This is a genomic window from Aquitalea sp. (assembly GCF_030150775.1).
GTDB classification, from domain to species: Bacteria; Pseudomonadota; Gammaproteobacteria; order Burkholderiales; family Chromobacteriaceae; genus Aquitalea; species Aquitalea denitrificans.
Genome location: NZ_JASLFG010000017.1, coordinates 1 through 16,776 on the forward strand (window position 1 = coordinate 1; position 16,776 = coordinate 16,776).

At 58.4% G+C, this 16,776-nt stretch carries 20 protein-coding genes and 2 rRNA genes; 10 read left to right on the forward strand and 12 right to left on the reverse strand.

The features are described from left to right. The 7 genes from QVF59_RS05945 to QVF59_RS05975 form a co-directional block, all read left to right on the forward strand. Window positions 1–116 (forward strand): 23S ribosomal RNA (locus QVF59_RS05945); the annotation flags it as partial. A gap of 147 nt (window positions 117–263) precedes the next feature. Continuing rightward, window positions 264–378, forward strand: a 5S ribosomal RNA gene (rrf, locus tag QVF59_RS05950). A gap of 375 nt (window positions 379–753) precedes the next feature. Then, a complete protein-coding gene (locus QVF59_RS05955) occupies window positions 754–1,656 on the forward strand; it encodes an ABC transporter ATP-binding protein (protein ID WP_287878038.1) in 903 nt (300 codons plus the stop codon). Next, window positions 1,656–2,411 carry an ABC transporter permease gene (locus QVF59_RS05960; RefSeq protein ID WP_287878040.1) on the forward strand — a complete coding sequence of 252 codons (756 nt, stop codon included), beginning with the start codon at window positions 1,656–1,658 and terminating at the stop codon, window positions 2,409–2,411. Before QVF59_RS05955 ends, QVF59_RS05960 begins: the two co-directional genes overlap by 1 nt. A gap of 22 nt (window positions 2,412–2,433) precedes the next feature. Beyond that, window positions 2,434–2,682 carry a BolA family protein gene (locus tag QVF59_RS05965; protein ID WP_159879796.1) on the forward strand — a complete coding sequence of 83 codons (249 nt, stop codon included), beginning with the start codon at window positions 2,434–2,436 and terminating at the stop codon, window positions 2,680–2,682. A gap of 7 nt (window positions 2,683–2,689) precedes the next feature. Beyond that, a complete protein-coding gene (gene murA, locus QVF59_RS05970) occupies window positions 2,690–3,943 on the forward strand; it encodes a UDP-N-acetylglucosamine 1-carboxyvinyltransferase (protein WP_159879794.1) in 1,254 nt (417 codons plus the stop codon). Between the two features lie 240 nt (window positions 3,944–4,183). Next, window positions 4,184–6,166, forward strand: coding sequence for a methyl-accepting chemotaxis protein (locus QVF59_RS05975; RefSeq protein WP_287878043.1), 1,983 nt, complete (start codon window positions 4,184–4,186; stop codon window positions 6,164–6,166). Window positions 6,167–6,226: 60 nt separating this feature from the next. Here QVF59_RS05975 and QVF59_RS05980 read toward each other — a convergent pair whose 3' ends face one another. The 9 genes from QVF59_RS05980 to dapC form a co-directional block, all read right to left on the reverse strand. After that, window positions 6,227–6,388 carry a hypothetical protein gene (locus tag QVF59_RS05980; RefSeq protein WP_159879790.1) on the reverse strand — a complete coding sequence of 54 codons (162 nt, stop codon included), beginning with the start codon at window positions 6,386–6,388 and terminating at the stop codon, window positions 6,227–6,229. Window positions 6,389–6,522: 134 nt separating this feature from the next. Continuing rightward, window positions 6,523–7,368 carry an MlaA family lipoprotein gene (locus tag QVF59_RS05985; protein ID WP_287878045.1) on the reverse strand — a complete coding sequence of 282 codons (846 nt, stop codon included), beginning with the start codon at window positions 7,366–7,368 and terminating at the stop codon, window positions 6,523–6,525. 3 nt (window positions 7,369–7,371) lie between these two features. After that, window positions 7,372–7,665, reverse strand: a complete 294-nt coding sequence (locus QVF59_RS05990; protein WP_159879788.1) for an STAS domain-containing protein — start codon at window positions 7,663–7,665, stop codon at window positions 7,372–7,374. Between the two features lie 15 nt (window positions 7,666–7,680). Next, entirely contained in the window at window positions 7,681–8,292 is a 612-nt protein-coding gene (locus tag QVF59_RS05995) for an MlaC/ttg2D family ABC transporter substrate-binding protein (protein WP_159879786.1), read from the reverse strand. A 41-nt stretch (window positions 8,293–8,333) separates the two neighbouring features. Next, entirely contained in the window at window positions 8,334–8,819 is a 486-nt protein-coding gene (gene mlaD, locus QVF59_RS06000) for an outer membrane lipid asymmetry maintenance protein MlaD (RefSeq protein WP_159879784.1), read from the reverse strand. Window positions 8,820–8,829: 10 nt separating this feature from the next. Further along, window positions 8,830–9,615 carry a lipid asymmetry maintenance ABC transporter permease subunit MlaE gene (mlaE, locus tag QVF59_RS06005; protein ID WP_059285994.1) on the reverse strand — a complete coding sequence of 262 codons (786 nt, stop codon included), beginning with the start codon at window positions 9,613–9,615 and terminating at the stop codon, window positions 8,830–8,832. Next, window positions 9,608–10,426 carry an ABC transporter ATP-binding protein gene (locus QVF59_RS06010; protein WP_159879782.1) on the reverse strand — a complete coding sequence of 273 codons (819 nt, stop codon included), beginning with the start codon at window positions 10,424–10,426 and terminating at the stop codon, window positions 9,608–9,610. Before QVF59_RS06010 ends, mlaE begins: the two co-directional genes overlap by 8 nt. 346 nt (window positions 10,427–10,772) lie before the next feature. After that, entirely contained in the window at window positions 10,773–11,594 is an 822-nt protein-coding gene (gene dapD, locus QVF59_RS06015) for a 2,3,4,5-tetrahydropyridine-2,6-dicarboxylate N-succinyltransferase (RefSeq protein WP_287878047.1), read from the reverse strand. Window positions 11,595–11,649: 55 nt separating this feature from the next. After that, window positions 11,650–12,840, reverse strand: coding sequence for a succinyldiaminopimelate transaminase (gene dapC / locus QVF59_RS06020; RefSeq protein ID WP_287878049.1), 1,191 nt, complete (start codon window positions 12,838–12,840; stop codon window positions 11,650–11,652). Between the two features lie 111 nt (window positions 12,841–12,951). Here dapC and QVF59_RS06025 point away from each other — a divergent pair, with 111 nt between their 5' ends. Together QVF59_RS06025 and QVF59_RS06030 are read left to right on the forward strand one after the other, a co-directional pair. Next, the gene (locus QVF59_RS06025) at window positions 12,952–13,854 is read left to right on the forward strand and encodes a DMT family transporter (protein WP_287878050.1); all 903 of its coding nucleotides are present in this window, start codon (window positions 12,952–12,954) and stop codon (window positions 13,852–13,854) included. Beyond that, window positions 13,851–14,441, forward strand: a complete 591-nt coding sequence (locus tag QVF59_RS06030; RefSeq protein ID WP_287878051.1) for a GNAT family N-acetyltransferase — start codon at window positions 13,851–13,853, stop codon at window positions 14,439–14,441. Before QVF59_RS06025 ends, QVF59_RS06030 begins: the two co-directional genes overlap by 4 nt. On the opposite strand, the gene QVF59_RS06035 is transcribed toward QVF59_RS06030, so the two are convergent. Then, window positions 14,435–14,650, reverse strand: coding sequence for a SlyX family protein (locus QVF59_RS06035; protein WP_159879774.1), 216 nt, complete (start codon window positions 14,648–14,650; stop codon window positions 14,435–14,437). The genes QVF59_RS06030 and QVF59_RS06035 overlap by 7 nt on opposite strands. A gap of 160 nt (window positions 14,651–14,810) precedes the next feature. Here QVF59_RS06035 and QVF59_RS06040 point away from each other — a divergent pair, with 160 nt between their 5' ends. Further along, on the forward strand, window positions 14,811–15,104 hold the full coding sequence (locus QVF59_RS06040) for a DUF2325 domain-containing protein (protein ID WP_159879772.1): 294 nt from the start codon (window positions 14,811–14,813) through the stop codon (window positions 15,102–15,104). A gap of 4 nt (window positions 15,105–15,108) precedes the next feature. On the opposite strand, the gene QVF59_RS06045 is transcribed toward QVF59_RS06040, so the two are convergent. Then, window positions 15,109–15,858, reverse strand: a complete 750-nt coding sequence (locus QVF59_RS06045; protein ID WP_159879770.1) for an MgtC/SapB family protein — start codon at window positions 15,856–15,858, stop codon at window positions 15,109–15,111. Between the two features lie 96 nt (window positions 15,859–15,954). Further along, window positions 15,955–16,743 carry a class I SAM-dependent methyltransferase gene (locus QVF59_RS06050; RefSeq protein ID WP_287878055.1) on the reverse strand — a complete coding sequence of 263 codons (789 nt, stop codon included), beginning with the start codon at window positions 16,741–16,743 and terminating at the stop codon, window positions 15,955–15,957. Window positions 16,744–16,776 lie beyond the last annotated feature (33 nt).

Genomic DNA, 16,776 nt, shown 5'->3' on the forward strand with positions numbered 1-16,776 from the left:
CTGAGGGCTTGACCCTCCTGAAGAGTCGTTCGAGACCAGGACGTTGATAGGTCGGGTGTGGAAGCGCTGTGAGGCGTTAAGCTAACCGATACTAATTGCTCGTGAGGCTTGATCCTATCATTTGAGTGGCTTGGGAAACCGAGACCGAATGGATAGTGCGTGTGCGACGCGATCAAAGATCCAAGATTAAGATACCTGATTAATTCAGTACTGCAGACGAAGTCTGGAGTACAAAGCTTCTTTAAGTTTGTTGACAGTTTATGTCTGGTGGCCATAGCGAGGTGGTCCCACGCCTTCCCATCCCGAACAGGACCGTGAAACGCCTTAGCGCCGATGATAGTGTGGCATTCGCCATGTGAAAGTAGGACACCGCCAGACTCCCCATACAGAAGCCCAGCTCATTAGAGCTGGGCTTTGTGCGTTTCAGGCCGCTGCACACGCTGTGTGGCAGCTTTGAGTTTCGTATTGTGTCCCTGATCGCGTAGTGTGCATAAATTGCAACATGGACTGTTCCGGCCCTCCTTCCTCCCCGGCCATGCAAATTACTGGGTCAGTATGGCTCCATCGCGTGGAATGCTGCTGCAGAGCCATTTTGAGTGCTGGCGAAATGACAGATCACTGTTGATTGCCTGACTGGCCCAGACAGTGAGCACTGTAAAACCTGGTGCAACAGTGTGTACCACTGGCGGCGATTCCCTGTCATGCCGCGTCGGCGTTATAATCGCACTCTTTTTTCAAAGCATTTGATAAGTCATGGCCTCGGCGATCGAAATTAAAGCGGTGAGTAAGCGCTATGGTGCTTTGCAGGCCCTGGATGATGTCAGTATCACGGTTGAACCTGGCGAGTTTTTTGCCTTGCTTGGTCCCAACGGGGCGGGCAAAACAACGCTGATTTCTGCCATGGCAGGATTGTCGCGTCCAGATAGTGGCAGCATCCGGATCATGGGACATGATGTGATCCGTGATTTTCGTGCTGCACGCATGAGTCTTGGCGTGGTTCCGCAGGAGTTGGTGTTTGACCCCTTTCTCTCGGTGAGGGAGACTCTGCGTTTTCAATCGGGCTACTTTGGCCTGACACGTAACGATGACTGGATTGACGAGCTACTGAGCAAGCTGGGTCTGGCTGACAAGGCCAATGTCAATTTGCGGGCCTTGTCCGGCGGGATGAAGCGGCGTGTCATGGTAGCGCAGGCTTTGGTGCACCGTCCTCCGGTAATGGTGCTGGATGAGCCTACTGCCGGTGTCGACGTTGAGCTGCGCCAGAGCCTGTGGTCATTTGTCAAAGAGCTGAATGAAGCCGGGCATACCATTGTGCTGACCACGCATTACCTGGAAGAGGCGGAGGCCTTGTGCAATCGTATTGCCATGCTCAAACGTGGCAAGCTGGTGGCGCTGGAGAGCAAGGACAAGTTGCTGCAGCATGGCAAGGAGCGCGAGGTCGCTCTCAAGCTGGGTGGCCCTTTGCCTGACAGCCTGCTACCGCGCAAGGTGCGCGAGGAGGATGGCCGGATTGTGCTGAAGCTGGTTGACATTGCGCAGTTGGAGCATGTGCTGGCGGCCTTGCGTGAAGCCGGTGTGGCCGTGCGCGAACTGAATGTGATCGAAGTGGATCTGGAGTCGGTTTTTGTCAACATGATGCACGGAGGGCAGGTCTGATGCAGGGCTTTATGACCTTGTTCCGCAAGGAGTTGGTACGGTTCTGGAAGGTGGCATTCCAGACAGTGGCCGCCCCGGTGCTGACAGCCTTGATGTACCAGCTGATTTTTTCCCATGTGTTGTCACGCCACGTTGAGGCCTATCCGGGTGTCAGCTACACCGCCTTTCTGATTCCGGGCCTCGCGATGATGTCGATGGCACAAAATGCCTTTGCCAACAGTTCGTCCAGCCTGATTCAGTCCAAGATCACCGGCAATATTGTTTTCCTGCTATTGCCGCCGCTGACCGCGCTGGAGTTCTTTGGCGCTTACCTGCTGGCTTCCATTGTGCGGGGTGTGGTTGTGGGGGCTGGCGTGCTGCTGGTGACGGCATGGTTCGGTCTGCCCTTGCCCAGCCATCCATTGTGGGTGCTGTCATTTGCCATTCTGGGCTGTGGGGTACTGGGTACGCTGGGGGTGATTGCCGGTATCTGGGCAGAAAAATTCGACCAACTGGCTGCATTTCAGAACTTTTTGATCATGCCGCTGACTTTCTTGTCTGGCGTGTTCTATTCCATCAACAGTTTGCCGCCATTCTGGTATGTCGTATCACATGTCAATCCGGTGTTCTTCATGATCGACGGGTTTCGTTACGGCTTCTTTGGCCAGGCCGACGTCAGCCCATGGCTGTCGCTGGGCGTGGTTGGTGGCAGTTTTATTTTGCTTTCCGGGCTGGCTTTGTGGCTGATCAAGTCAGGCTACAAGCTGCGCCATTAGGATCCCTTTTCAGGATGTACACATGATTTCTGCCGAACAGGTCAAACAATACATTGCTGCTGGTCTTCAGTGCTCCCACCTCGAAGTGGAGGGTGATGGCCATCATTTCTACGCTACTGTGGTGTCGCAGGATTTTGCCGGCAAGAGGCTGATCGATCGTCACCGTCTGGTGAAGGAAGTTATCGCCACCCGCCTGGCCAGCAACGAAATCCACGCCCTCTCCATCGTCAAGGCTGCTACGCCGGACGAGTGGGAAAAACTCCAAGGCTGATCCTTATATGGATAAATTGAAAATCTGCGGCAATGGTCCGCTAAATGGTGAAATTCGCGTGTCCGGTGCCAAGAATGCGGCGCTGCCGATTCTGTGTACCAGCTTGTTGACCGCGGACACCATGCGCTTTACCAATGTGCCGATGCTGCGTGACATCTCCACCACCCAGAAGCTGCTGCAAGGCATGGGTGTGCGGGTGATGACCGACAATGTGCATGAAATGGAAATCACGGCTGACCATCTGGATAGCCTGGTGGCACCGTATGATCTGGTCAAGACCATGCGCGCTTCCATTCTGGTACTGGGCCCCACCCTGGCGCGCTTTGGTGAAGCCACCGTGTCCCTGCCCGGTGGCTGTGCCATTGGCAGCCGGCCAGTGGATCAGCACATCAAGGGCTTGGTCGCCATGGGGGCAGAGGTGATCATTGAGCATGGCTACGTCAAGGCCAAGGCACAGCGCCTGCGTGGCGCGCACATCGTGATGGATGTGGTGACCGTGGGCGGTACTGAAAACCTGCTGATGGCAGCCGCACTGGCCGATGGCACCACCATTCTGGAAAACGCCGCACGCGAGCCGGAAGTGACTGATCTGGCCAACTGTCTGGTGGCCATGGGGGCCCGTATCAGTGGCATTGGTACCAACCGCCTGGTGATTGACGGGGTGGACAAGCTGCATGGCTGTGAATATGCCATCATGCCCGACCGTATCGAGGCCGGTACCTTCCTGGTTGCCGCGGCAATGACGCAGGGCCATCTGATCCTGCGTAATGCAGCGCCGCGCAGCATGGAAGCTGTACTGGATAAACTGGTGGAGGCGGGGGCAGTAGTCGAGGCCGGAGATGACTGGATCTCGCTTGACATGAAGCGCCGTCCCAAGGCCATCAATTTCCGCACCCTGCCTTATCCGGCATTCCCGACTGATATGCAAGCACAGCTGATGACGCTCAACTGCATTGCCGAAGGTGCCGGCGTGGTGACCGAAACCATCTTCGAAAACCGGTTCATGCATGTTCCGGAGCTCAATCGTATGGGTGCTCGCATCGAAGTGGAGGGTAATACCGCCGTGGTGCATGGTGTCGAGAAGTTGTCCGGAGCCACCGTAATGGCCACTGACTTGCGTGCTTCCGCCAGTCTGGTGCTGGCAGGGTTGGTAGCGCAGGGTGAAACCATTGTCGACCGTATCTATCACCTTGACCGTGGTTACGAGTACATCGAGAAAAAGCTGGGTGCTGTAGGCGCGCAGATCGAGCGTATCAGCTAAGGCGGTACCGCAACGCCGCTGTAAAATTACTTTTGACCAAATCAGGCATCAAATTCGGCTAAAACCGGTTTGATGCCTTTTTATTTGATCAAATAAATGAATTCCTGACACAATGCTGCAGCCGGATTGCCATCGCGACCGGCCAAGGGGGAAGTAGACCGGCTGGCGCAAGACAGCCCGGAGCTGCCAAGGCAGTGTCCCTGTCGACATCACAATAATCGAGCGGCAGATGGAGTTCATATGTTCACAACCATTAGAAACAAGATACTGGCAGGCAGCGGCCTGCTGATTCTGGCGGGCTTTGCCTTGCTCATAGGCTTGAATGCCTACTCGCAATATCGGCAGGCAAGCGAACAGGTACGCGAAAATGCCCGTCTGCTGTCCGCACGAGAGGCCGGCAATGTACAAGGCCTGCTGGAGTCCTCGTACCACGCCGTGGAAACCCTGGCCGAGGCCGCCATTGCGGTAAAGCGCCGCCAGGCCGTAGATGGCAGGCAGTTGGTCTCGGAAATGACACGTGCCCAACTGCCGCATAATCCTGATGCGGTTGGCTATTGGGTGATTTGGGAGCCCGATGCCTTTGATGGTCAGGACCAGAAGCTGGCAGGTACGCCCTTCAACGACAAGAAGGGCCGCAGTGGCGTTTACTGGTTCAATAAGGGCGGTAAGACCGATGTCGTGTGGGGTGGCGAAGGTGCGGATGACAGCGACTACTACAAGCTGCCCAAGGCTACTGGCAAGCCGGTGCTGACCGAGCCCTATGTTGATGAGGACATCAAGATCCTGATGGGGACGCTGGCCATGCCCCTGCAACTGGATGGCAAGGTACTTGGTGTGGCAGGCGTTGATCTGGCATTGGTGCATTTGCGTGAACTGGCCGGCAAAGTCAAACCCTATGGCAGTGGAACAATGCGCTTGTACTCCAACAAGAGCATGTTGCTGGCCGGCCCAGACCAGAGCCTGATTGGCAAGGCCGATGCATCGCTGTCGCTGGAGATCCGCCAAGCCATTGCGGCGGGTGTGCCAGTGGAATACGTATCAACAGACGGGCAGTGGAACTTCATTCTCCCCGTCAGGGTAGCCGGTGTTGCCCAGCCCTGGGCTGTAGGCATCCGCATTCCGCCCGCGGTAGCGCTAGCACCGGTATGGGCTGCGGTGTGGCAATCTGTCGCACTGAGCGTGGCCGTGCTGTTGGCCATCCTGGTATTGATGGGGCTGACGCTGTCTTATCTACTGCGTCCGCTGGGACGTCTGCAAAAGGCCATGAGCGAGCTGGCCGCAGGCGGCGGAGACTTGACCCGCCAACTGGCGATAGCCAGTCATGATGAAATTGGAATCGCGGCGACTGCCTTTAACCGTTTTACCGGCTCTTTGCGCACGATGATGCTGGAAGTACGTAGCCATGCCGCAGGTGTTTCCGCTTCGGTGCGTACCATGTCGCAGGATATCGGCCAGATACGCGACAGCTCATCCTGCCAGTCCGAGGCCGCCAATGCCACCGCCGCCAGCATTGAGCAGCTGTCAGTCAGCATTAGCCTAATTGCCGATGCCAGCAAGTCCGCCGAGCAACTGGCCAATGAGGCGGGCAGCATGTCTGTGCAGGTGGCGGATAGTGTGCATGCCACCTCGCGCGAAATAGGCGGTATTGCCGACACGGTACGCAGTATGGCCAGTGTAATGGCTGGTCTACAGCAGCGTTCTGGTGACATCAGCAGTATTGTCAGCGTAATTCGGGATATAGCCGACCAAACCAATCTGCTGGCCTTGAATGCAGCAATTGAAGCCGCCCGTGCCGGTGAGCAGGGCCGGGGTTTTGCCGTGGTTGCTGATGAAGTGCGCAAGCTGGCGGAGCGGACTGCACAGGCTACGCTGGAAATCGGCGGTATGATCCAGGGGATACAGCAGGATACCCGTCAGGCGGCAGGTAGCATGGAGGGGGTAGTGTCACAGGTGGAAAGTGGTGTGCGGCAAGCGGAAATGGCAGCCAGTTCCATTTCTCGCATTACTGACAATAGTCAGCAGGTCGTGCGGACTGTGGGTGACATTGCTGTGGCTACGGCTGAACAGTCCACCGCCAGCCAGGAAATTGCCCAGCATATCGAAAGTATACATAACATGCTGCAGCAGTCCGATGCATCGGTAAAGCAAGCCTATCAGGCCATTGAAACCGTGCATCAACTGGGCGATGAGCTGGAAGGGCTGATTGCCCGTTTCCGGCTGTGACCAGACAGGCAGCGCATGTGTACTAGCGACCTGTGGGCCGCTTTTTTCTATCGACAGTGCTTAGTGCATTACCTGGATGGTTTCTTGCGGGTGTTCGGCACTGTACTCGGCAATGGCTTCTTCCAGTAGTTCTGGTGTCAGATATTGACCATTAGACACCGCATGGCGCAGACAGCGGGTGAGGTATTCCAGGGCTTGTTGCGGGATCTGGCGCTGTTCCATGATAGGCTCCGTTCAATTAATTTAGTAAATTCTAATATTTATTGAGGACCGGTGTTTGTGGTAGATCAAGTGCGTTGCGGAAGAATGAAAAAAGCAGCCTTGCGGCTGCTTTGATTTGATTCTGCAAAATGTGCTTACTGCGGTGCAGATGCTGCAGCATGCGCGGCTGCTGACGCTTCGGGATGACTGTCGTCCATCGCCGCCGGCGCAGCCTCCACTGCAGGTGCAGACGATGCTGCCGGTGCGCTGACCAGATCGTCGATGTTGACATCGTCGTTTTGGGTAGGGTTGGGCTGCCCCAGCTGGCGTGCCCGCAATTGCAGGTAGCCATCCCGCATATAGGTGTAGGGGTCAATGGCGGCAGTGGCCAGGCTGTCGTCCAGATCCAGATAGCGGGCACGGGTATTCACGCCGTAAACACCGTAGAAGGCAATGGCTTCGTTAGTGTTGTGATAGACCAGCTTTTCCGGGCCGTTAATGCCAAGGGATACGCCCAGACCCAGGCCGTCACGTACTGTGCTGGGGCCGAAGAAAGGCAAAACCAGATAGTTGCTGCTCTTCCAGCCCCAGTGGGCGAAAGTATCTCCCAGCGAGGTCTTGTTGTTTTTCAGCCCGGCAGGCGTAGCAATGTCAATCAGACCGAACAGGCCGAAGGTGCTGTTGAGCGCAACCCGCATGATGTCGTTGAGCGCCCGTTCCGGCTCGGCCTGCAGCAGATTGTTGGCTGCGCTGTAGACATCTTTGAAGTTGTCGAAGAAATTGCCAACAGCTGTACGGAACGGCCCTGGCGTGATGGCGTGGTAGCCCTCGGCAGCTGGCTTGATCACCCAGCGGTCTGCTTTGTCATTGAAGGAAAACATCGAGCGGTTGAATGACTCGTAGGGATCCAGCGGTGAACTCGGGTGGGTGTTGGCGCAGCCGGCCAGCAGCAGGCTGGCTGCCACCAGGCCAGCGCGCATGGTGAGTCGCGTGCCAGTCATGATTCAGTCTCCTTGCGGGCCGCCAAGCAGCGCGCGCAGTGCATACAGTTCAACAAGTTCGGACAGTCTGGCCGGCCAGTTCTGCAGCAGTAGTGGCTGGCCGGTTTGTTCTGCGGCGCGGCGGCAGGCCAGCAGCAGGGCAACAGCCGAGGAGTCTGCCTCGCTGATGCCGGACAGGTCCAGCTGCAGTGGGGCACGGGCGACACGAGCAGTCAGCGTGGCCAGCAGCTTGCCACTGCTGTGCATGTCCAGCTTGCCGCTCAGACGGCCTTGCCCTGCGGCGGTTTCCTCAAACATGGCGATGTTCCCGGCTTACTTGGCCGCCGGCAAGGCGGCGTTCTTGTCCTGCAGCATCTTGATCAGGCCATCGACGCCGCTCTTGTTGATTTCCTGGTTGAACTGGTTGCGATACACCGTAACCAGGCTGGCACCTTCCACGCTGACGTTGAACACTTTCCAGCCCTGTGGGGTCTTGTACAGGGTGTAGTCGACTGCAACCGGCCCCTTATCATTGCCAGGCAGGCTGACGGAGGACTTCACTGTGGCTTCGCGGCCGCTATTGCCGATGGTGGCATTGGGCTGGATGTCGATCTGTGCATTCTTGAAGCGGGTCATGGTGGTGGAGTAAGTGCGTACCAGCAGGCTCTGGAATTGCTGTGCCAGCGCGCTTTGCTGCGCTGGGCTGGCCTGACGCCAGCCCAGACCAACGGCTAGGGCGGTCATGCGCTGGAAGTCGAACTGGGGAATGGCCAGGGCTTCAACTTGCTGGCGCACCTGCTTGGTATTCTTGCCATTTTCCTGTTTCAGTACGTCCATGATCTGGCGTGAGGTTTCGCGGACTTGCTCGACCGGATTGTCGGTGGCAGCCAGGCTGTGGGCGCTCAGGCCCAGCAGGACAAGAAAGGATGCAATCAGTTTTTTCATGGTATTTGTCATTCTTGATGAGTTGTGCACAAGGACTGTCGTTATTGCGCTGCGGAAGCGCTGCTCTTGTTGTTGCCGCCACTGAAGCTGGTCATGAACTTGCCGATCAGCTGTTCCAGAACCAGGGCGGAGGAAGTCAGCGTGATGTGCTCGCCGGCTTTCAGTTCGTCCGGGTCACCGCCCTGCAGCAGGCCGATGTACTGTTCACCCAGCAGGCCGGCGGTGAGGATTTCGGCGCTGGCATCACGGCTGAAGGTGTACTGTTTTTCCAGATTCAAGGTGACGCGGGCGCGGTAGGTCTTGGTGTCCAGCTGGATGGCTGCCACACGGCCTACCACCACACCGGCTTCCTTGATCGGTGCCTTTACCTTCAGGCCGCCGATATTGTCGAAATCAGCATACAGGGTGTAGGTCTGATCGGCGCTTTGCGGCGTGAGGTTGGCCACTTTCAGCGACAGGAATACGACGGCAGCAATGCCGATTGCCACGAACAGGCCGACCCACAAATCAATAGTAGAGCGTTTCATTCCCTATTTCCTAGAACATGAAGGCGGTAAGGACAAAGTCCACCGCCAGGATTACCAGCGCCGAGGTCACCACTGTGCGCGTGGTGGCGGCAGACACGCCAGCCGCGGTGGGCGTGGCATCGTAACCTTCGAAAACGGCGATCAGCGTGACGGCAATGCCGAAGCACAAGCTCTTGATCAGGCCGTTCACCACGTCGTAATGCAAGTCGACGTTGTTTTGCATCTGCGACCAGAAGGTGCCGGAATCAAGGCCTATCATCACCACACCGATCAGGTAGCCACCAAAGATGCCCATTACATTGAACATGGCAGCCAGGATGGGCATGGAAATCACGCCGGCCCAGAAGCGCGGTGCCACCACGCGGGCGATGGGGTTGACTGCCATCACGCTCATGGCGTCCAGCTGCTCGGTGGCCTTCATCAGGCCGATTTCGGCGGTCATGGCGCTGCCGGCGCGGCTGGAGAACAGCAGCGCGGCCAGAACCGGGCCCAGTTCGCGCAGCAGGGATAGTGCCACCAGCGCGCCCAGTGCATCGGCAGAGCCAAAGCGCGACAGGGTGTTGTAACCCTGCAAGCCCAGCACCATGCCGACAAACAGGCCGGACACCACCACGATGATGACCGACATCACCCCGGCAAAATAGATTTCGCGAATGGTCAGGTTAAAACGCAGCAGGCTCTGGCCGGAATAGCGCAGGATGGCTAGCAGGAAGCGGGTGATGAAACCCAGCCGCCAGATGGCGTTGATGGTGGTGTGGCCCAGCCGGCGCAGCGGTGACAGCAGCAGCTCAGTCATGCTGGCCTCCTTTCAGGCCCAGGTCCTGCTGCAGCGAAGTGCTGGCAGGGTAGGCAAAATGTACCGGGCCATCGGCTTCGCCCCACATGAACTGGTGTACCCAGGGCGAGGGGGAGGAGCGGATATCTTCCGGCGTGCCGTCGGCAACGATTGCGCCATTGGAGACGAAATAAACGTAGTCGACGATATCCAGCGATTTGTGCACGTCATGGGTCACCATGATGGAGGTGGTGCCCAGGGCGTCGTTCAGTTTCTTGATCAGATGGGCAATGACGCCCAGCGAGATCGGGTCCAGCCCGGTAAAGGGCTCGTCATACAGCATCAGCTGTGGATCAAGGGCAATGGCGCGCGCCAGTGCCACCCGGCGTGCCATGCCACCGGACAGTTCAGCCGGCATCAGCCCCTGGGTGCCACGCAGACCCACGGCAGACAGTTTCATGATCACCAGATCATGAATCATGCTGTCCGGCAGGCGGGTATGTTCGCGGATGGGGAAGGCTACATTGTCCTCGACCGAAAGGTCGGTAAACAGCGCGCCAAACTGGAAGAGCATGCCCATGCGGCGGCGGTGCTCGAACAGTTCGGCATGGTTCATGCCGGCAAGATCGCGGCCATCAACCAGTACTTGGCCGGAGCCCGGGCGGATCTGGCCGGAAATCAGGCGCAGCATGGTGGTCTTGCCGCTGCCGCTGCCCCCCATGATGGCGACCAGCTTGCCGCGCGGAATGACGAGGCTGATGTTGTTCAGGATGCTGCGTTCGCCGTAGGCGAAGCTGACATTCCTGAATTCGATGAAATGGTCTGAAGACACGGATTTTCCGGATAAAAAACACGGTGAAGTTACAGCCCGGTTTGGGCATGGAACAGCTGGATTTTATAGATTTGTATGCCGCTCGCCAAATATTGAAAGTTTCGGCATGTAACGATGGTGCCTGCCGTGTAGGGTGTCTGGCAAGTTTTGTATCTGTTAGTTTTTAAACAAGTTTGAAGCCAGGCTGAAAAATCAGTAGCCATATTATTTCATTGGCATGGTTGTGGGGCAAGCAGGCTGTTGTCATCACATTGCCGTAGCTTGAATGGTGGTGCAAACAAAAGACCCGGCGTGGCCGGGTCTGGTGTACAAGGCCGGCAGCAAAGCGCTGACCGGGTCGTGCGGCTTAGACGCCGCGCAGCAGATCGTTGATGCTGGTCTTGCTGCGGGTCTGTGCATCCACTTTCTTGACGATGACAGCGCAGTACAGGCTGTGGCTGCCATCTTTGGACGGCAGGTTGCCGGATACCACCACCGAGCCCGGGGGAATGCGACCATAGCTGACCTCGCCGGTTTCACGGTCGTAGATCTTGGTGGACTGGCCGATGTAAACGCCCATGGAGATCACCGAGCCTTCGCCCACGATCACGCCTTCTACTACTTCCGAGCGTGCGCCAATGAAGCAGTTGTCTTCAATGATGGTGGGGCCGGCTTGCAGCGGTTCCAGTACGCCACCGATGCCGACGCCACCGGACAGGTGTACGTTCTTGCCGATCTGGGCGCAGGAGCCGACGGTGGCCCAGGTGTCCACCATGGTGCCTTCGTCAACATAGGCACCAATGTTCACGTAGGACGGCATCAGCACGGTGTTCTTGGCAATGAAGCTGCCCTTGCGTGCCACGGCACCCGGTACCACGCGGAAACCGGCTTCCTTGAAGCGGGCTTCGTTCCAGTCGTGGAACTTGGTATCGACTTTGTCAAAATAGCGGCTCACGCCATCGTCCTGCACCACGTTGTCGCGAATGCGGAAGGACAGCAGCACGGCTTTTTTCACCCACTGGTTGACCACCCAGTCGCCATCCACTTTTTCAGCCACGCGCAGGTGGCCGCTGTCCAGCTCGGTGATGACCTGGCCAATGGCGGCCTTCAGTTCGGCGGATACGGTGGCGGGGGTAATGTCGGCGCGTTTTTCGAAGGCTTCTTCGATCAGTGCTTGAATCGGATGCATGTGATGGAGTCCTTTGGCAATGTGAATGGAAACAGTCATAGCTGGTGGATGTCGTTTATATGGTTGTTGTCTTGACGAAACGCACGATGCGTTCGGCGGCTGCCTGACATTCTGCCAGTGTCGCGACCAGAGCGATACGGATATAGCCGCTGCCCGGATTCACGCCATGGGCAGTGCGTGCGAGGAAGGAGCCGGGCAGCACGGTAATGTGCTCCTGCTCGAACAGTGCACGGGCAAAGGCGGTGTCATCGCCGCCGGGTACTTTGGCCCACAGGTAGAAGCTGGCATCCGGCAGGCTGACATCCAGCACCTCGGCCAGCAGCGGGGTGACGGCCTGGAACTTGGCGATGTAGGCGGCCCGGTTTTCCTCAACATGGGCTTCGTCATTCCAGGCGGCTACGCTGGCCGCCTGGATGGTGGGGCTCATGGCACCGCCCTGATAGGTGCGGTACAGCATGAAGCTGGCCAGCAGGGCGGCGTCGCCGGCAACAAAGCCGGAGCGCATGCCCGGCGCATTCGAGCGTTTGGACAGGCTGGTGAACATCACCAGTCGCTCAAAACCGCGGCCCAGCTTGCTGGCGGCTTCCAGTCCACCCAGCGGCGGCTGGCCGAAGTGGATTTCCGAATAACACTCGTCGCTGGCAATGACAAAACCGTAGCGGTCGGACAGGGCGAACAGGTTTTTCCAGTCGTCCAGCGACATCACGGCACCCGTGGGATTGCCCGGACTGCAGACGAAGACCAACTGGGTGCGTGCCCATACGCTTTCCGGCACGCTGGCCCAGTCGGGCTGAAAGCCAGTGCTGGCGGTGCAGTTGACATAGAAGGGTTCCGCGCCTGCCAGTAGTGCTGCGCCTTCGTAAATCTGGTAAAACGGATTGGGTGAAATCACCACCGGTTTTTCAGCCTGCTGGCTGTTGACCACCGTCTGCACAAAAGCGAACAGGGCTTCGCGGCTGCCATTGACCGGCAGCACTTCCTTCTCTGCATCCAGTTGCAGGTTGTAGCGACGTTGCATCCAGTCGGCACACGACTGGCGCAGCTCCGCGCTGCCCAGCGTGGCCGGGTACACCGATAGTCCGCCCAGTGCATTGACCAGTGCCTGTTTGATGACCTCCGGCGTCGGGTGTTTCGGCTCGCCGATGGACAGGTTGATATGCGGCTTGTCAGCCGGGACCGCACCAGCCATCAGCTGACGCAAACGCTGGAAGGGATAGGGTTGCAGGCTGTCCAGGTGGGGATTCACGCTTGGTTCTCTCTGTTGCAGTGGGGGCTGGCCGGTTATGCTGGCCGCCGCTGATCCGGTTTGGCGGACTGTAGTGCAGTGCCGCAGAATCGCCCATCTTAAGAAATCGTGATGCCTCTTGTAAAACAAAAGCTTCTTGCCATTGTTGCCGTCGTTACCACAGCGCTGGTGTGGGGGCTGATGTGGTACCCGTTCCGCGTGCTCAGCCAGCAGGGTATCAGCACCGCGCATACCTCATTGCTGGTCTACCTGCTGGCAGCGTTACTGGGCGGCATGTTGTTCTTTGATGTCTACCGTCGCCAACTGCGCTGGCACCCGGTACTGCCGCTGCTGGCCCTGCTGTTTGGCTGGTGCAATTTCAGCTACACCTGGGCGGTGTCCGAGGGCATGGTGATGCGGGTATTGCTGCTGTTTTACCTGTCACCGCTGTGGACGGCCTTTTTTTCACGTTTGCTGCTGCATGAGCGGCTGACGCGCAGTGGCTGGCTGGTGGTGGCGCTGTCGCTGGCCGGTTGCATGATCATCCTGTATCGTCCCGGCCTGCTGGATGGCGCTGCGCTGCTCAGCCAGCGTTATGAATGGCTGGCGCTGTCCGGCGGTATCAGCTTTGCCCTGGGCAATGTATTGAGCAAACGGGCGCGGGATCTGCCGGTGCCGGTCAAGTCTGCCACCATCTGGGTGGGCGTGGCGCTGATGGGGCTGGTGGCATTGGGTGCGCGCCAGCAACTGGGCAGCTTGCTGGATGTTTCGTTGACTGCCGCGCTGCTGCTGGCCTTGCTGGGTATGACCTTGCTGGCTACCAGCATCATTTCCCAGCATGGCGTCAGCCTGCTGCCGGCAAGCCAGACCATGACGCTGATGCTGTTGGAGCTGGTATTTGCCGCCATCTCGGCCTACCTGCTGGCCGGCGAAGCAATGAGCTTGCAGGAATGGCTGGGCGCAGCCTTGATTGGTGGCGCCAGCCTGCTGTCCGGCAATATGACGCAGCCAATGGCTGTCAGGAGGAAAACATGAATATCCGGCCCATGCTGGCGGAAGACTTTGCCGCGTTCTGGCCAACATTTCAGGCCATCATCCAGGCGCAGGAAAGCTATGCCTATGACCCGCAACTGAGCGAGGCGCAAGCGCGGGCACTATGGCATGAGCTGCCACAGGAAACCTGGCTGGCCGAGGAGGATGGTGTGGTGCTGGGCAGCTATTACATCAAGCCCAATGCAGCCGGGCCGGGTGGCCATGTGTGCAATTGCGGCTATATGGTGGCCCCGGCTACGCGTGGCAAGGGCGTGGCGGCAGCCCTGTGTGCGCATTCGCAGCAGCGCGGACGGGCACTGGGTTTTCTTGCCATGCAGTTCAATGCGGTGGTGGCCAGCAATACCGTGGCGGTCGCCTTGTGGAAGAAGCTGGGTTTTGCCGAGGTAGGCCGGGTGCCGGGTGCTTACCGGCACCCTAGCCTGGGCCTGGTGGATTGCCTGATCATGCACAAATGGCTGCAAGCGCCGGATGTCGACAAACCGCTGACGGCATCGGCCCCGTTGATTGCCCGCAAGAACATTGAAGCCGTGGTGTCGCGCAAGCGCAAAAAGAACTGTATGGATCAGTAATGCGGCGGTATTTCGTCGCGCAAGGAGCCGCCGCTGTTGCCGCTATCGGGCTGGGCGGCCTTGAATTGCTGATACACCAGGCGCAGTTGCTGTTGCAGCAAGTCGATTTGCTGTTGCTGGCGGGCAATGGTGCTGTTGAGGCTGTCGAGCAGGTCGTCCTGGAAGGCGATTTTCACTTCCAGTTCATTCAGGCGGTCTTCGGTATTCATCAGTGCATTCTACCTTGCTTGGCATGGCGGCGATGTGCCTGAACATGTTTTGTGTTAGTGAGGAATAAGAATTCCAGTTTTTATTATTATCTGGAATTAAACAGCCCGGCTACGATGGTTCCATTGCCCTGCCGCAGTGCGGCACAAGAGGAGAATGGACATGGATGCCTTGCTGATTGGTGGCGACAGCCTGGGACAGATTCCCGATGTGCTGGCGCTGTATGATATCCGTATTGCCCGCCACATAACCGGTCGTAATACCCTGCACCAGCGCAAGTTGCCGCTGCCCAAGAACACCCAGATGCTGATCCTGCTTACCGATTTTCTTGGTCATAATGCCATGCGGCATTATCGCGATACAGCGGCTGCCCACGGCATTCCGGTGCTGGCCTGCCGCCGTTCCGCTACCGCGGTGGCTGAGCGTTTGCGCCACGATGGCTGGCAGCCGGCCTGACGACTCAGTTGCGTGCCGGCTGTACGCTGAAACTTTCGATTTCTTCCAGCTGCATGATGGCGCGTGACAGGTCCACCACGTTGATCAGATGGTGCTTGTTGATGGCCGATACCATGAAGCCCCAGTCGCTGGTCTGGGCATCCACCTTCAGGGCAATGCTGTCTTCATGCACGATCACGCCGAGAGTGCGCAGGTTGTCGCACAGTTTTTCCACCGTCCATTGATGTTCGCGCAGCACCGTCAGATTGACATAAAGGCTGAAGCGGCGTGGCAGCCGGTTTTCCATCCAGTTGAGCAAGCGCATGCAAATGACGCATAGCAAGGTCACCGAAATGGCTGACAAATAAAAGCCCACGCCCACCAGAATGCCAATGACCGAGGACATCCATACCGAGGCCGCCGAGGTCAGGCCGCTGATGGACATGCCTTCCTTCATGATCATGCCAGCCCCGAGAAAACCCACGCCGGTCAGTACACCCTGTGCCACGCGCGTCATGTCGCCGTGCATGATGTCGGCGTGGATGCCGCCATACCAGAAGCCGGAGTACCCCACCATGCTGATGACGCCGGCTGAGGCCATCGATACCAAGCCGTAAGTCCGCATGCCGGCGGCGCGACCATTGGACCAGCGCTCATAGCCCACCAGACAGCCCAGCAGCAGGCCGCCCAGCAGATTGCAGGTAATCAGCAGGTTGACTTCCCATTTTTGTGCCGACCAGTACTGTTGCAGCAGGTCGGCAAAGGTGATGCTCATGGCGTGCTTTCTAGTCGATTTTTTGCTGGCCGTATAGTCAGGCTAGGCCGGGGATGACGGTGTGGCAAGCCGGTTTGCGCCAGCCAGCTCCCCGCTTCAGGGCTGACTGTGTTCCGGGCGCAGGGCCTTGATGATGTAAAGGTCGAAACGGGTGGACTTGCCATCCAGTACTGCCGATGGCTTGACGCCCTCGATGGGGGAGCCCAGGCGTGGCCGCTTCACCACCACGCGCACCCTGGCGGCGGCAATGGCGGCGTCCAGCAGGCGGGCGCTGTCCATGTCATCGCCAATCACCTGCTGGAAGGCCTGCATGTCCTTCTTGGCCGCCGCGCTTTTCTTGTCGGTATCTGGAAACATCGGATCGACAAACACCACATCTGGTCGCTCATTGTCGCCAAGCTGTGCCAGCCAGTCGGCTGAATTGGCGTGCACTAGCTGCATGCGGGATGCGATGTCGGCGGTCTCCGGCGCGCGCGCGGCGCGTTCCAGTGCATCAAACAGCAGGGCGGCAGCCACAGGCGAGCGCTCCACCATGGTCACCTGGCAGCCCAGGCTGGCCAGCACAAAACTGTCGCGGCCAAGGCCTGCGGTGGCATCGACAATGTGGGGCAGGTCTTTGGCACCCTTCAGGCCGACGGCCTTGGCAACGGGCTGGCCACGGCCACCACCCTGTTCGCGGCGGTGGCGCGCCGCGCCTTCAACAAATTCGGCATACACCGCGCCGTGCTTGCCGGTGGTGACCAGCTCCAGCCGCTCTGCACCCAGCTCCAACCAGTAGCCCTCCTCCGGACGGCGAGTGAGCAGGGGGAGGGCAAAGCGGCTGGCGAGCAGGGCTGCCTGGTCGTGGCGGGCGCTTTCGGCGCAGAACAGCGCAGTGGGTGTCATGGGGCTTCCTTGAATCATGCCGGCACGATACGG